Source organism: Knoellia tibetensis (assembly GCF_048606415.1).
Classification (GTDB): Bacteria; Actinomycetota; Actinomycetes; order Actinomycetales; family Dermatophilaceae; genus Knoellia; species Knoellia tibetensis.
Map to the genome: position 1 here is coordinate 459,909 of NZ_JBMBWF010000001.1, position 14,879 is coordinate 474,787.

13 protein-coding genes are annotated in these 14,879 nt (G+C 72.6%); 6 read left to right on the forward strand and 7 right to left on the reverse strand.

The window, feature by feature from the left end; translation table 11 throughout:
- The first annotated feature begins 119 nt into the window (after window positions 1-119).
- From ACOJV7_RS02145 to ACOJV7_RS02160, 4 genes are all read left to right on the forward strand, one after another.
- Window positions 120-878, forward strand: coding sequence for a DeoR/GlpR family DNA-binding transcription regulator (locus ACOJV7_RS02145; protein WP_420190361.1), 759 nt, complete (start codon window positions 120-122; stop codon window positions 876-878).
- Entirely contained in the window at window positions 875-2,218 is a 1,344-nt protein-coding gene (locus ACOJV7_RS02150; RefSeq protein WP_420188515.1) for a 6-phospho-beta-glucosidase, read from the forward strand. Before ACOJV7_RS02145 ends, ACOJV7_RS02150 begins: the two co-directional genes overlap by 4 nt.
- 102 nt (window positions 2,219-2,320) lie before the next feature.
- Window positions 2,321-2,545 carry a hypothetical protein gene (locus tag ACOJV7_RS02155; protein WP_420188516.1) on the forward strand — a complete coding sequence of 75 codons (225 nt, stop codon included), beginning with the start codon at window positions 2,321-2,323 and terminating at the stop codon, window positions 2,543-2,545.
- Between the two features lie 6 nt (window positions 2,546-2,551).
- Window positions 2,552-3,409: a ScyD/ScyE family protein gene (locus tag ACOJV7_RS02160; protein WP_420188517.1), complete on the forward strand. Its 858-nt coding sequence runs from the start codon at window positions 2,552-2,554 to the stop codon at window positions 3,407-3,409.
- 51 nt (window positions 3,410-3,460) lie between these two features.
- Here ACOJV7_RS02160 and ACOJV7_RS02165 read toward each other — a convergent pair whose 3' ends face one another.
- The 7 genes from ACOJV7_RS02165 to ACOJV7_RS02195 all read right to left on the reverse strand — a co-directional run bounded on the left by ACOJV7_RS02165 (window position 3,461) and on the right by ACOJV7_RS02195 (window position 12,614).
- Window positions 3,461-4,174 carry an ABC transporter ATP-binding protein gene (locus ACOJV7_RS02165; protein WP_420188518.1) on the reverse strand — a complete coding sequence of 238 codons (714 nt, stop codon included), beginning with the start codon at window positions 4,172-4,174 and terminating at the stop codon, window positions 3,461-3,463.
- Window positions 4,158-5,039, reverse strand: coding sequence for an ABC transporter ATP-binding protein (locus ACOJV7_RS02170; protein WP_420188519.1), 882 nt, complete (start codon window positions 5,037-5,039; stop codon window positions 4,158-4,160). Before ACOJV7_RS02170 ends, ACOJV7_RS02165 begins: the two co-directional genes overlap by 17 nt.
- Window positions 5,036-8,188: an FtsX-like permease family protein gene (locus ACOJV7_RS02175; protein WP_420188520.1), complete on the reverse strand. Its 3,153-nt coding sequence runs from the start codon at window positions 8,186-8,188 to the stop codon at window positions 5,036-5,038. The genes ACOJV7_RS02170 and ACOJV7_RS02175 overlap by 4 nt, the downstream gene beginning before the upstream one ends.
- A gap of 134 nt (window positions 8,189-8,322) precedes the next feature.
- Complete coding sequence (locus ACOJV7_RS02180; RefSeq protein WP_420188521.1) at window positions 8,323-8,661, reverse strand: thiamine-binding protein; 339 nt, start codon at window positions 8,659-8,661, stop codon at window positions 8,323-8,325.
- Window positions 8,662-8,684: 23 nt separating this feature from the next.
- Entirely contained in the window at window positions 8,685-10,373 is a 1,689-nt protein-coding gene (locus ACOJV7_RS02185) for an NAD(P)/FAD-dependent oxidoreductase (RefSeq protein ID WP_420188522.1), read from the reverse strand.
- 10 nt (window positions 10,374-10,383) lie between these two features.
- On the reverse strand, window positions 10,384-11,328 hold the full coding sequence (gene meaB / locus ACOJV7_RS02190; protein ID WP_420188523.1) for a methylmalonyl Co-A mutase-associated GTPase MeaB: 945 nt from the start codon (window positions 11,326-11,328) through the stop codon (window positions 10,384-10,386).
- Between the two features lie 71 nt (window positions 11,329-11,399).
- Window positions 11,400-12,614 carry an acetyl-CoA C-acetyltransferase gene (locus tag ACOJV7_RS02195; RefSeq protein ID WP_420188524.1) on the reverse strand — a complete coding sequence of 405 codons (1,215 nt, stop codon included), beginning with the start codon at window positions 12,612-12,614 and terminating at the stop codon, window positions 11,400-11,402.
- Window positions 12,615-12,780: 166 nt separating this feature from the next.
- Here ACOJV7_RS02195 and mce point away from each other — a divergent pair, with 166 nt between their 5' ends.
- Window positions 12,781-13,236, forward strand: a complete 456-nt coding sequence (gene mce / locus ACOJV7_RS02200) for a methylmalonyl-CoA epimerase (protein WP_420188525.1) — start codon at window positions 12,781-12,783, stop codon at window positions 13,234-13,236.
- Window positions 13,237-13,358: 122 nt separating this feature from the next.
- Window positions 13,359-14,699 (forward strand): crotonyl-CoA carboxylase/reductase, encoded by a 1,341-nt coding sequence (ccrA, locus tag ACOJV7_RS02205; RefSeq protein WP_420188526.1) that lies wholly within the window; start codon window positions 13,359-13,361, stop codon window positions 14,697-14,699.
- The last annotated feature ends 180 nt before the right edge of the window (window positions 14,700-14,879 follow it).

Sequence of the window (14,879 nt, forward strand, 5' to 3'; positions counted from 1 at the left end):
CGTCTCCGCAAGACCGGCGTGCGCGTTTTTGCGCGTTTCTTCCCCGGCATACGTGCTGGGAGGGGACTCGACCTGCGCAGGCATGGCCGAAAATGCTCACTCTTGGTACCTTGCCCGATGTGAAGGTCCAGCGGCACAGCGAGATCGTCGCCCGGGTGCGCGAGGTCGGCACCGTGTCGGTGAGCGAGTTGTCGAGCGCCCTCGACGTGAGCCCCTCGACGATCCGCCGCGACCTCCACCAGCTCGACCGCGCCGGAGTCCTCACCCGCGTGCACGGCGGTGCGGCCGTGGCGACGACCGACCCGGACCGGCTCCGTCCCTTCGACGACGTCGCCCGGGCCGACGCGGAGGCCAAGGCCCGCGTCGCCGTCGCAGCTGCTGCCCGCGTCCGTGACGGCGAGGTCGTCGCCCTCGACATCGGCACGACGACGGCCCGGCTCGCGCAGAAGCTGCGCGGACGCGCGATCACCGTCGTCACCAACAGTCTCGCCGTCCTCGACGCGCTGCGCGACGACGAGGCCGTCGAGCTCATCCTCCTCGGCGGGATGCTGCGCCGGTCCTACCACTCGCTCGTCGGCGTCCTCACCGAGGACGCCGTGCACCAGATCGGCGTCGACCGCGCCTTCATCGGCACGAGCGGGATCGCGAGCGGCGGCCAGGTCATGGACTCGACCTTCGTCGAGGTGCCCGTGAAGCGGGCGTTCATCGCGGCCGCCCGCGAGGTGGTCGTCGTCGCCGACGGCCACAAGATCCCGGGGTCGGGGACGTTGCGCGTCTGCCGGGTGGACCAGGTCGACGTGCTCGTCACCTCGGCCGGGGCCGACCCGCTCATTCTCGACGAGTGCCGCGACCGCGGCGTGGAGGTGGAGGTCGCGTGAGGCTGACGATCCTGGGTGGGGGCGGCTTCCGCGTCCCCCTCGTGCACGGAGCCCTGCTCCGCGACCAGTCGGACGAGCGGGTGACCGAGGTGGTCCTCCACGACCGTGACGAGGGTCGCCTCAGGGCGATGACGCTCGTCCTCGACCAGCTCGGCGCGGGCCACGCGGACGCGCCCCGCGTGACGCGCACGACGGACCTCGACGTGGCCCTGAGCGGCGCCGACTTCGTCTTCTCGGCCATCCGGGTCGGCGGGCTCGAGGGCCGCACCCGTGACGAGCGGGTCGCGCTCGACCTCGGTGTCATCGGCCAGGAGACGACCGGACCCGGCGGCCTCGCCTATGCACTGCGCACCGTCCCCGTCGCGCTCGACATCGCCCGCCGCACCCGCGAGGTGGCGCCGGAGGCCTGGTTCATCAACTTCACCAACCCCGCCGGCATCGTCACCGAGGCCATGCAGTCCGTGCTCGGCGACCGGGTCATCGGCATCTGCGACTCTCCGATCGCCTTGGCGCGCAGGGCGATCGGGGCGCTCGGGCTCGACGCCACGACCACCGACATCGACTACGTCGGCCTCAACCACCTCGGCTGGCTTCGCGCACTGCGGGTCGACGGCACCGACCACCTCCCCCGGCTCCTTGCCGACCCCGCCGCCCTGGAGACCCTCGAGGAGGGGCGCCTCTTCGGACCCGAGTGGCTGGCGGCGCTCGGCGCGGTCCCCAACGAGTACCTCTACTACTACTACTTCTCGCGTGAGGCCCGGACCGCGATCACTTCGGCCCCGCAGACCCGCGGCGAGTTCCTCCGCGAGCAGCAGGACGCCTTCTACGCGAGCGTGGCGAGCGATCCCGAGGGCGCGGCATCCGAGTGGCACCGGGTGCGCGAGCAGCGCGACGCGACCTACATGCAGGAGGCCCGTGCCGAGGACGAGGCGCGCGACGAGGCCGACGTCGCCGGCGGCGGCTACGAGGGCGTCGCCCTGGCGATCATGGCGGCCATCAGCCGCGGCGAGCGGTCGTCGATGATCCTCAACGTGCGAGCGGGAGACGCCGTCCCCGGTATGCCGTCCGACGCCGTCGTCGAGATCCCGTGCGTCGTCGACCGCGACGGTCCGCACACGGCCGCGCTCCCGCCCGTCGAGGGCCACATGCTCGGTCTCATGCAGCAGGTCAAGGCCGTCGAGCGGTTCGTCATCGAGGCGGCGACGACCGGCTCGGCCGACGCGGCGCTCAAGGCCTTCGCGCTGCACCCGCTCGTCGACTCGGTGTCGACCGCACGGGCGCTGCTCGAGGGCTACCGCCGGGCCCACCCCGAGATCGAGGGACTCCTCGCGCGGCGCTGAGGACTGGCTCAGGTGGGCGGTATTTGGTCGTTCACCGATCGTCGTCCGGGCCCCGGAGGATGCTGGCTGGGGTCTGCATCCCCCATCCGAGCGGAGACCTCCATGACGTCCAGGACACTCGGCTTCGCGGCCATCGGGACCGCACTCGCGACCTCCGTCGCCCTCCTCGCCCCCTCGGCGGCCTTCGCCGACGGCGCACCCCTCCCCGTGGCCTCCGGCCTCAACAGCCCCCGCCAGCTCGCCTTCTCGCCGGGCGGCCAGCTCTACGTCGCCGAGGCCGGCGTTGGCGGTGACGGCGCCTGCGCCGAGCACCCCGAGTTCGGCTAGTCCTGCGTGGGGCCCTCCGGCAGCATCGCCCGGGTCAACGGCAACGGCTCGGTGAGCCGGGTCGTCACCGGCCTGCCGTCGGTCGCCAACGAGCAGGATGCGACCGGCCCCTCCGACATCGCCTTCACCGGCAACTCGAAGTTCGCCGTGAGCATCGGGCTCGGCGCCCCGCCCTCGTTCCGCGACGACCTCGGCTCGGCAGGCGCCTGGCTGGGCCACGTCCTCACCGGCGACCTGCGCACCGGCGCCCTTCAGAGCGCGGGTGACCTCGTCGCCCAGGAGGAGTCGAACAACCCCGACGGCACCGACCTCGACAGCAACCCGGTCGGTCTGGCGCGCTGGGGCAACACCTACGTCGTCGCGGACGCCGGCGCCAACGCCGTCGTGCGCACCAACGGCACCACGGTCACGGCCCTGCCGCCGGTCCCCGCGTTCGGTCCCGCCGCACCGTTCCCGGGCTTCCCGGCCGACGCGGTGCCGACCGACGTCGTCCGCGGTCCCGACGGCGCGTGGTACGTGAGCCAGCTCGTCGGCTACCCGTTCGAGAAGGGCGCCTCCTCGATCTGGCGGGTCGTCCCCGGCTCGATGCCGACGAAGTGGGCCACCGGCCTCACCAACGTCACCTCGCTCGCCTTCGCCGGGGACGGCAGCCTGTATGCCGTCGAGATCGCCGAGAACGGCCTGCTCAACGGCCCGATCGGTCGCCTCGCGAAGGTCACCAGGGGTGGCTCCACCCACGCCACCGTCGCCGCGGGCCTCTTCGCCCCCTACGGCGTGGCGGTGCGCGGCTCGAACGCCTTCGTCACCACCGGCAGCGTCCTGCCCGGTGGCGGCCAGGTCGTGAGGATCGCGCTCGGCGGCTGACAGCGACACGTCCTGCCGGGCGTGGCCCCGCGCCACGTCCGGCAGGTCGGGTCACCCGCCGACGACCCGGCCGTCGTCGAGCTCGATGACGACGTCCGCCCGGGCCGCTGCCTCGGGGTCGTGCGTCGCCATGATGACGACCGCGCCGGCGTCGGCCCGCGCCCGCATGAGGTCGAGGACGCGTTCGCGGTTGTCGTGGTCGAGCTCGCTCGTGGGCTCGTCGGCGAGGAGCACCGGGGCATCGATGGCCAGTCCCCGCGCGACCGCGGCGCGCTGCTGCTGACCGCCGCTCAGCTCCTCGACAAGGTGCGTCCCCGACTCACCGAGACCGACGGCGGCCAGGGCCTCGCTCGCCCTTGTGGCCGCCTCCGCCGGCGAGAGACCTCGCGCCCGCAGGGGGGCCAGGACGTTCTCGTATGCCGTGAGCACGCTCGCGAGACCGTTGCCCTGCGGGATGATCGCGACTGCGCTGGGGTCGCGGCGCTGGGTGGACCCGCGTCCGAGGTCGACCTCGCCGGAGGCGAGGGGCACGATGCCGGCGATGGCGTTGATGAGGCTCGTCTTGCCGGCCCCGGAGTGACCCGTGACGGCGATGAAGTTCCCGGGCCGCGCCGAGAGCGAGACACCGGCCAGCGCCGTGACGTCGCCGTAGGTGACGCCGACCGCCCGGACGTCGACGAAGCCCTCGGGAGCGCGCGACACCGAGGACGCCCCGGCCTGACCGCGCCGGCCGAAGGTCCGCTGCCGGTCAGAGTGCCTGCCCATCGGGCACCTCCCCACCGAGCTGGTCCACGGCGTTGACGTCGTCGATCTCGTCGCGCACGAGGGTCCAGCCGGCCTCCGACTCGACGAGCCGCACGAGCGTGCCCGGCGTCAGGGTGGCCAGCACGTGCGGTGGCAGCGGGACGGACCCGTCGGCCGAGACGACGGCGAACTCCTCGCCCTCGCGGCCCTCGGCGCCGACCCGGCCGTCGCGGATGGTGACGGTGCGCGGCATCCGGGCCGCGACCTCGGGGTCGTGGGTCACGACGATGACGGTCGTGCCCCAGGTCGCGTTGATGTCGGCGAGGGTCTGGAGGACCTGGTCGCGCGCCTCGTGGTCGAGCTGGCTCGTCGGCTCGTCGCCGAGGAGGAGGCCCGGCTTCGTCGAGACGGCCACCGCGAGTGCCCCGCGCTGGAGCTCGCCGGGCGTGAGCGAGGACAGCGGCAGGTCGGCTCGGTCGCCGAGCCGCACGAGGTCGAGCACCTCGTCGACCGGCACCACGTCGCCGCGAGAGCGACGCGAGCCCTGCGCGAAGGCGACGTTCTCGCGCATCGTCTTGTGCGGGATGAGGTTGCGCGAGGCGCCCTGCAGGACGATGCCGACCTCGCGACCGCGCAGGGCGTCGAGGTCGGGCTCGGACATGCGCGACAGCTCGTGGTCGCCGATGCGAATCCGGCCGGCGCTGGGTCGCAGGAGTCCACCGAAGAGCGTGAGGAGGGTCGACTTGCCGGCCCCCGAGGGCCCGAGGAGGGCGAGCATCTCCCCCGCCTGCACGGTGAGGTCGACACCGGCGAGGGCCGCGACGTCGTGGTGCTCGGCCCGGTAGATGTGCACCAGGCCAGCGGTGAGCACGGGCAGTCCGGTCACCACGCCTCCCTCAGCCGGTCGATGTCGCCGGAGCTCGACGCCCGGAGGGCGAGGAGCGCGGCCACGGCCCCGAGGACCGCGACGGTCACCACCCAGGCTGCGCCCATGACGAGCCACGACGGCGCCAGGTCGAGAGCGGGCACCGGAGCGGGCGTGTCGAAGAGCGGGATGAGCGGCATCGCGAGCACCGCACCCGCCACCCCGCAGGCGCCGCCGACGACGGCCGCGAGCGCCACCGGCACGACCGCCTCGCGCACCGTCGCCCGGCGCAGGTCCCGCCCGGAGACACCGGCGACCCGGAGCGCGGCGATGTCGCGGGTGACGACCCGGCCCGTCGTCATCGCGACGACGACGAGCATGACAGCCGCGAGCAGCAGCGACAGCAGAGCCGTGAAGAGCCCGAGCAGGAGGCCCCACCCGGTCGCCGACTCGTCGAGCAGGCGCTTGCTCTCTGGCAGCGACCGCGTCGAGAGGACCTCGAGGCCCTGGTCGCGCAGCACGCGCTCGGCGCCGGGCACACCACCGGGGAAGGCGTCGTCGATCCACACCTCCATCGACCCGGTGGCCGGCAGCTTGCCGCCCAGCCGGAGCATGAGGTCGAGGTTGACGAGCGCTCCCCGGTTGCCGACGAAGGGCAGGGCGGGAACCCGCTGGGACGCTCTCGCCGGCGTCGTCCGACCGGCGAGGCTCTGGATGTCGAACCGCTCGGCCGTGCCACCCGTGGGGATGCGACCTGACAGCAGCGCGGGGACCACCTCGGGTGCGTCGGCGCGGCTCACGGCGGCGTTGCGCCCGGTGTTGCTGAAGGTGAGGCGCAGCCCGCCCGCGGGGGCCTTGTCCAGCGCGATCGAGTCCGCCGCGGGCCCGGTGACCTCCATCGGCATGCCCGTGGCCGGGTCGATGACGGTGCCACCTCCGCCGCTCGGCGACTCCGCCGCCCCCCGCGGCCGCAGCCAGCCGGACGGGTCGTCGATGCCGAGCGAGCGGCCGTCGAGGGCGAACCCGGAGAGGTCGACCGAACCCTGCACGGCGTCGAGGGCCTGGCCCTGCGCCAGCTGGACCCACACCGACTGGAGCCGGCACCCGTTCGGGCACAGGATCGGTGCGTCGACCGCCTTGGTGCCGCGGCCGGCATACGGCAGGGCGGTGACGTCGCGGGTGAGGACGTCACCGGCAGGGGTCGTCACCGTGATCCCGACGCGCAGCGGCTCAGGGTCGACGGGGCCGGGCACCCAGCGCTTGGGGTCGATGCCGTCGGGCACGGGGCCGAAGCCGAAGCCGGTGGCCGAGAGGTCGTAGGCGATCCGGGCGGTGAGCCGGTTGCCGTCGAGGAGGACGGGGTCCTGGTCGGGCAGCGAGAGCGCACCGAGGTCGAGTGGGACCTGCGCCGGCGGAGCCCAGCCGATGCGTCGCAGCTGCTCCGGGCGGGCGGCGATCGTCGTCGTCGAGTCGGGGTCGCGCTGCTGGACGAAGCCCACCGGCATGGCGTGCTCGCGCTGCCCGGCCGGCAGCGCGTCGACGATGCGGGCGACGGCAGTCGGGTCCTTGGAGCCGGTGCGCAGCGCCGCGAAAGCCCCGACGATGACCTTGGCGCGGTTCTCCCGGTTGCGGTCGGCCACGGAGACGGCGTTGGCGGCGAAGACGACGAGGGCCGAGACCGCCGTGACGACGAGCAGGACGTGACGGGTCGTGGGGCGACGGCCCATGGCGACCCCGGCGAGACCGGACGCGAGGCGTCCCCCCTCGAGGGCCCGGCGGCCGAGGCGGGTGGCGAGGACGACGACCCCGACCCCGAGGAGGGCACCGGCGGCGAGGGCGAGCAGCGTCGGGGTGAGGATCGCCATCGGTCCGGTGACCTGCCCGGTGGCGATGCCGAGCACCCCGACCGCGGCGAGGACGACGAGGACGATGTCGCCGACGCGCAGGTGCCGCGAGGTCGTCGCAGGTGGGACGCTGCGCAGGAGCGAGGCGATGGGTTCGCGCAGGACCGGCCGCGCGGCGGCATACACGACCGCGAGCGACGCGAGCCCGGCGACACCGGCAGCGAGTGGCACCTGCCACCCCAGCTCGAACGGCACACCGGGTGGCAGGACGAACCGGCGCACGAGCTCACCCAGGCCCACGGCGAGCAGCACCCCGAGCGGCAGCCCGAGCAGGACCGTGAACCCGAGCTCGGCGATGACGAGGCGACGGCTGGCATCGCGGCTGCGACCGCGCAGGCGGGCGACGGCGATCTCCGGACGGCGTTGTGCCACAGCGGCCCCGGCGACGAGGACGAGGACCGCGAGCGCCACGGCCACGAGCTGCGCGATGAGGAGGGGCACGAGCTGGCGAACGAGGCCTTTGCCGTCGTCGACCTGCTGGGCGATCCGCGGCAACGGGCTGTCGACGGTGGCGAGGCTCGGTGGGCGCACGGCGTCAACCGCCCGTCCGGCCGCGGCGAGGGAGTCGAGGGTGATCGTCGACGTCTTCAGCCGGTAGTCGACCGACAGCTGCGCATCGGTCCAGCCCCGCTCGAGACCGGCCGGCGCCACGACGAAGTCGTCCACGGCGTCGACGAGGTCGCCGTAGTCGACGAGCTTGCCCGACTTGCCCTGGAGCTCGGTGCGCAGCCAGTAGTCCGGGTCCGCCTTGGCCGTGTAGACGCCCGAGACGACGAAGGGCTGCGGCTGCCCGTCGCTGTTGCGGACGACAAGGGTCGTGCCCAGCCGCCAGCCCCACGCCTTCGCGTCGGCGTCCGACACGAGCAGGTCGTCGGCGCCGCCGGGGCACGCTCCGGCGCTCAGGGTGAGGTGGTCGCAGACCTCGTCGCGGGCCACGAGGCGCACGGGTGACGGCTTCTTGCCCTTGGTCGGCACGACGTCGGTGTTGGCCGTGGTCATGGCGATGCCCGGCTCGTACCACTCGTCGAGCGTGCGCGGGATCTCGGCCTCGACCGCGCCCGCCGCGAGCTCGGGGTCGGAGGTGCGGCTCGCGAGCACGCCGAGCTTGAGGTCGGCCGGCTCGAGGCGGCCGAGGGTCGCGCGCAGCAGTGCCTGGTCGATCGAGCGTGAGAAGAGCGGTGCGAAGGCGGCGCACGTGGCGACGAGTGCGGAGATGAGGACGAGGACGAGGGACTGGCCGCCGCGGTAGCGGATCGCCTTCCACATGCCTCGTGCTCCTCCTGCGTCGTCCCCGGGCTCTCGTCGCCAACCCGGTCACGCTATCCGCGCGGCTGCGCGCCGACGAGGGAGTTCCGTCGACCGTGACGGTTTCGAAACTTCTTGGCGCGGGGGCCGGGAGGTCAGGCCCCGGAGGGCTCCGACTGCTCCGACTGCTCCGACTGCTCCGCGATCGTCGCCTCGAGGCGCTCGAGCTTGCCCTCGAGCTCACCGGTGCGGCCGGGACGGATGTCGGCCTTGAGGACGAGGCCGACGCGCGGGCCGTGCGCGGCGAGGGCGTCGACGCAGGCCTTGACGACGGCCATGCACTCGTCCCACTCCCCCTCGATCGTCGTGAACATCGCGTCGGTGCGGTGCGGGAGGCCGCTCTCGCGGACGATGCGGACGGCTTCGGCGACCGGTCGGGTCACCCCGCCCTGGTCGTCGGAGACGGACGGGGACACGGAGAAGGCGACGAGCATGACCCCACCGTATGCCGTCCGGCTCAGCCCGCGTCCGGCGCCAGGTGGGCGTGCACGAGCGGCACGACCCCGGCACCCTCGCCGCTGGCCGACGCGACTCGCTTCATCGAGCCGCAGCGGATGTCGCCGGCGACGAAGATCCCGGGCACGGTCGTCGCGAAGGGCTCCGGCGGACGGCCGCCCTGCCACGACTGCCACGGGGTGTCGGCGCCGGCGAGCACGAAGCCGAGGTCGTCGCGGGCGACGTCATTGGGCAGCCAGGAGCACATGGGCGCGGCGCCGATGAGGAGGTAGAGACCCGCCGCCTCGACCCGCTCGTCGGTCCCGGCGTCGACGTCATGGACGGTGAGCCACTCGAGGCGCCCTTCCCCGCCCCCGTCGGTGACGACGGTCCGGGGCCGGACGGTGATCCGCGGGTTCCCCTCGATCTCGCGGATGAGGTAGCTCGACATCGTCGCCACCAGGCTCTCGCGCCGGACGAGGATCGTCACGCTGCGCGCGAACCGCGACAGGTGCACGGCCGCCTGCCCGGCGCTGTTGCCACCGCCGACGACGTAGACGTCCTTGTGCTTCACCTCGCGCGACGTGCTCGCGGCGGCGCCGTAGTTGACGCCCCGCCCGACGAGCTCCTCGAGTGTGTCGATCCCGAGACGCCTGTACTCCACCCCGGTCGCGATGAGCACGGTCCGCCCGCGCACGGTGTCGTCGCCGAGCTCGACGACGTGCGAGCCGTCCGGGCCCTCGCCGATCCGCAGGCCGGTCACCTGGTGCCCGGCGAGGAAGCGGGCACCGAAGCGCACCGCCTGCGACCGGGCCCGCTGCGCGAGCCGCATGCCCGAGATGCCGCGGGGGAAGCCGAGGTAGTTGCGGATCATCGAGCTCGTGCCCGCCTGGCCGCCGATCGGCCCCTGGTCGATGACGAGGGTGTCGAGCCCCTCGGACGCGGCATAGACGGCGGCGGCGAGGCCCGCGGGACCGGCGCCGACGACGACGAGGTCGCAGACGGCGTCCGCGCCGATGTCGGTGGGACGTCCGTAGAGCACCGCGCCCAGGTCCGCGTTCGACGGGTTGGAGATGATCTCGTCGCTGTTCGAGGCCTGGAGCAGCGGCATGACGGCGTCCGGCCCGGCGGCCGCGAGCGCCGCGACGCCCGCCGGGCTGTCCGGGGCGTGGACGGTGTTGGGCAGGCCCATCCGGTCGAGGAAGTCACGGATCCGGCTGAGGTCCGGCGATGGTCCGTCGGCGATGATCCGGGTGCCGTCGATCTCGGAGAAGTTCACCGACTGCGCCCAGTCCGACAGGGTCTCGGAGATCGCCGTGTGGAACTCCTCGTCGCGCGCTCCCTGCGGAAGCATGAGGTAGAGGTCGAGCCGCCCCTCGGCGAGGCTCTCGCGCAGCTGGGCGACCGACCCGCGGAACCTCTCGACCGGCACGTAGACGAGCCGCCGTGCGGTCGGCATGAACTTCTGGAACTTCGCGAGCAGGTGGGTCGCCTTCTCGCCGCCGGCGAAGAACTCGCACGCGGCGAGCGCCACCGGCCGGCTCCCCGTCCTGAGCTCGGTGAGGACCTCGATGGCCTCCTCCATCGAGGTCGGCGCGACGATCTCGTACTCCGCCGAGTAGCGCAGGCTGAGGACGTCGACCATCGCCTGGCGGTACTCCGCTCCGAGGACGAGGATGACGGGGGTCGGTCGCGTGCCGGGAGGTGTCACCCGGGCCACGCTACGCGGGCGAGGGCTCCCCGGTGACCCGTCCCACGACCTGCTCCGCGGCGGCATACACGTCGGTCGCTCCGGAGGCGACGGCCGAGGCGAGCTCGTCGGGGACGAGGCCGCCCTCTCCCCCGAGCCGACGGCGCAGCTCGGCGAGGGCGATGGCCTCGACCTCGGAGCGAGCCCGCTCGCTGCGCCGCGCAGCGAGCGTGCCGGACTCGTCGAGCCAGCGGCGGTGTGTGTCAAGCGTTTCCACGAGCTCCGGTATGCCGTCCGCCCGGCTCGCCACGGTCCTCACCACCGGGGTCCGCCAGTCGACGGTGCGCTCGCGGTTGCCGAGCTGGATCATGTGCTTGAGGTCGCGGACGGTGTCGTCGGCACCGTCGCGGTCGGCCTTGTTGACGACGAAGACGTCGCCGATCTCGAGGATGCCGGCCTTGGCGGCCTGGATGCCGTCGCCCATCCCGGGGGCGACGATGACGACGGTCGTGTCGGCGCGTGCAGCGACCTCGACCTCGGACTGGCCGACGCCGACGGTCTCGAGCAGGACGACGTCGAAGCCCGCGGCGTCGAGGACTCGCAGCGCCTGCGGTGTCGCGAACGAGAGCCCGCCGAGGTGTCCACGCGAGGCGACCGAACGGATGAAGACCTCGGGGTCGGTCGAGTGCTGTTCCATCCTGATGCGGTCACCGAGCAGGGCACCGCCGGAGAACGGCGACGACGGGTCGACCGCGAGGACGGCGACGCGCCGGCCCTCGCCCCGAAGCGCCGCGATGAGCGCGGCGGTCGTCGTCGACTTGCCGACGCCGGGCGACCCGGTGAGACCGACGACGTGGGCGTGGCCCGAGTGGGGCGCGAGTGCGGCCATGACCTCCGGCAGGACGGGGTGCCCGTCCTCGACGAGGGAGATGAGCCGGGCCACCGCACGCGAGCGCCCCTCCCTCGCGTCGGACACGAGGGAGGGGACGTCGACGGTGCGAGGCGTCGCGATGGCGCGGCCCCCGGCTGCCGAGCCGGCTCGGTGGGTCAGCTCGCCGGGACGGTGAGGAGGAGGGCGTCACCCTGGCCGCCGCCACCACACAGCGCAGCCGCACCGGTGCCGCCACCGCGACGCTTGAGCTCGAGGGCGAGGGTGAGCACGACGCGGGCGCCCGACATGCCGAGCGGGTGGCCCATCGCGATGGCACCCCCGTTGGGGTTGACCTTCTCGGGGTCGAGCCCGAGCTCCTTGGTCGACGCGAGACCGACCGCGGCGAACGCCTCGTTGATCTCGACGAGGTCGAGGTCGGTGGGCTCGATGCCGGCGCGCTCGCAGGCCTTGCGGATCGCGTTTGCGGGCTGGCTCTGCAGGCTCGAGTCCGGGCCGGCGACGACGCCATGGGCGCCGATCTCGGCGAGCCACTCGAGGCCGAGCTCCTCGGCCTTGCTCTTCTTCATGACGACAACGGCGCACGCACCGTCGGAGATCTGCGAGGCGGAGCCGGCGGTGATCGTGCCGTCCTTGGCGAAGGCGGGACGCAGCCGCGACAGCGACTCGACCGTGGTGTCGGGCCGCACGCCCTCGTCGTCCTTGAACTCCACCGGGTCCCCCTTGCGCTGCGGGATCGACACGGGGACGACCTCGTCGTCGAAGAGCCCGTCCTTCCAGGCCTTCGCGGCGTTCTGGTGGCTGCGCGCGGCGAAGGCGTCCTGCTCCTCGCGCGTGAAGGCGCTCGCGTCGACGTTGCGCGACTCCGTGAGCGAGCCCATGGCCTGGGTCGTGAGGATGTCGTAGAGGCCGTCGTAGGCCATCGAGTCCTGCATGGTCACGTCGCCGTACTTGTAGCCGTCACGGCTCTTGGGCAGCAGGTGCGGGGCGTTGGTCATCGACTCCTGGCCGCCGGCGACCACGACCTCGAACTCGCCCGCGCGCACGAGCTGGTCGGCCAGCGCGATGGCGTCGATGCCCGAGAGGCACACCTTGTTGACCGTGAGGGCCGGGACGGTCAGCGGGATCCCGGCCTTGTGGGCCGCCTGACGGGCGGGGATCTGGCCCTCACCGGCCGTGAGGACCTGGCCCATGATGACGTAGTCGACGTCCTCGGGGCTGACGCCCGACTTCTCGAGCGCACCCTTGATGGCGAACCCGCCGAGGTCCGAGCCGCTGAAGCCCTTGAGGCTGCCGCTCATCCGTCCCATGGGGGTGCGGGCTCCCGCGACGATGACAGTGGGGTCGGTGTTCGGGGTCGAGGCGGTGCTCACTGCGGATCCTCCAACGTCGGTGTCGGGCTGGTCGCCCAGTTCGTCTCCGATGCTAGTTCCTGCCGCTTCGCGGCCCCACCCCCGCTGTGACCGATGTCCCGTAGGTGTCCATCACCACACCCGCAACACCTGTATGCCGTGCGCTCGCCTCCCTAGGCTCCCCTCCATGAGCGAGACACACGGGCACGCGGCGGTCGCCGGGCTCTTCACCGCGATCGACCACGTCGGCGTCGCGGTGCGGGACCTCGACGAGGCCATCGCGTTCTACCGCGACACCTACGGCATGACCCTCGCCCACGAGGAGGTCAACGAGGAGCAGGGCGTCCGCGAGGCGATGATGGCCGTCGGCGACTCCGGCTCGCACGTGCAGCTGCTCGCCCCGCTCTCCCCCACGTCGACGATCGCGAAGTTCCTCGACCGCTCCGGCCCCGGCGTCCAGCAGGTCGCCTACCGCGTCGAGGACATCGACGCCGTGAGCGCGACCCTGCGCAAGCGCGGCCTGCGCCTGCTCTACGACGAGCCGAAGCGCGGCACCTCCGACAGCCGCGTCAACTTCGTCCACCCCAAGGACGCCGGCGGCATCCTCGTCGAGCTCGTCGAGCCCGCTGCCCCACCCCACTGACTGCCAGTTCCAGCACCCCACGTCCCACTGACTGCCAGTTCGCAGAGCCCCACCCCGACTGATCGCCAGTTCCAGCGCCCACGACCGCCCTTCGCACCGCCGACCAAGGAGCACGACGACCCATGGACCAGATCCGCGACGCCATCCTCAGCGGGGACCGCACCGAGGAGACCTACGCGAACCTCTCCATCCCGCAGACCTACCGGGCCGTGACGGTCCACAAGGACGAGGTCGACATGTTCGAGGGGCTCGCCTCCCGCGACAAGGACCCGCGCAAGTCGCTCCACGTCGACGACGTCCCGGTGCCCGAGCTCGCACCCGGTGAGGCCCTCGTCGCCGTCATGGCGAGCGCGATCAACTACAACACCGTGTGGACCTCGATCTTCGAGCCGGTCTCCACCTTCGGCTTCCTCGAGCGCTACGGCCGCACGTCCGAGTACGCCAAGCGTCACGACCTGCCCTACCACGTCGTCGGCTCCGACCTCGCCGGCGTCGTGCTCCGCACCGGTCCCGGTGTCGGCAAGTGGAAGCCCGGCCAGGAGGTCGTCGCCCACTGCCTCAGCGTCGAGCTCGAGGACGCCGACGGCCACAACGACACGATGCTCGACCCGCAGCAGCGCATCTGGGGCTTCGAGACGAACTTCGGCGGTCTCGCCGAGCTCGCCATCGTCAAGGCCAACCAGCTCATGCCCAAGCCCACCCACCTGTCGTGGGAGGAGGCGGCCTCGCCCGGCCTCGTCAACAGCACGGCATACCGGCAGCTCATCTCCAAGAACGGTGCCGCCCTCAAGCTCGGTGACCGCGTCCTCATCTGGGGCGCCTCCGGTGGCCTCGGCTCCTACGCGACCCAGATGGCCCTCGCCGCGGGAGCGACCCCGATCTGCGTCGTGTCCTCGCCCGAGAAGGCCCAGATCTGCCGCGACATGGGCGCCGAGCTCATCATCGACCGCAACGCCGAGGGCTACCGGTTCTGGAACGACGACAACACCGTCCAGGACCCCAAGGAGTGGCAGCGCCTGGGCAAGAAGATCCGCGAGCTCACCGGCGGCCACGACGTCGACATCGTCTTCGAGCACCCGGGCCGCGAGACCTTCGGCGCCTCGGTCTACGTCGCGCGCAAGGGCGGCACGATCGTCACCTGTGCCTCCACCTCCGGCTACATGCACGAGTACGACAACCGCTACCTCTGGATGAACCTCAAGAACATCCTCTCCTCGCACTTCGCCAACTACCGCGAGGCGTGGGAGGCCAACGCCCTCATCGACCGCGGACTCATCCACCCGACCCTCTCCAAGACCTACACGATGGAGGAGGTCGGCCAGGCCGCCCTCGACGTCCACCAGAACGCCCACCAGGGCAAGGTCGGCGTCCTCACCCTCTCCCCCGAGGAGGGCCTGGGCGTCTCCGACCCCGAGAAGCGCGCCCGCTTCGAGAAGGAGATCAACCGCTTCCGCGACCACTGACAGACCCCCCACCCCGAAGTGCCCGCCGGTCGACGACCAGCGGGCACTTCCGTGTTCACGGAAGCGCCGTATTGCGTCCTTCAGGAGAGTGCGTCGGTGCGCCGGCCTGGGAGGAGAACGTGAGATCCGAGCGGAGCAGGGCCGGCGCGCCGCTAGCGCTCGACGAAGGTCGCGAGCGGC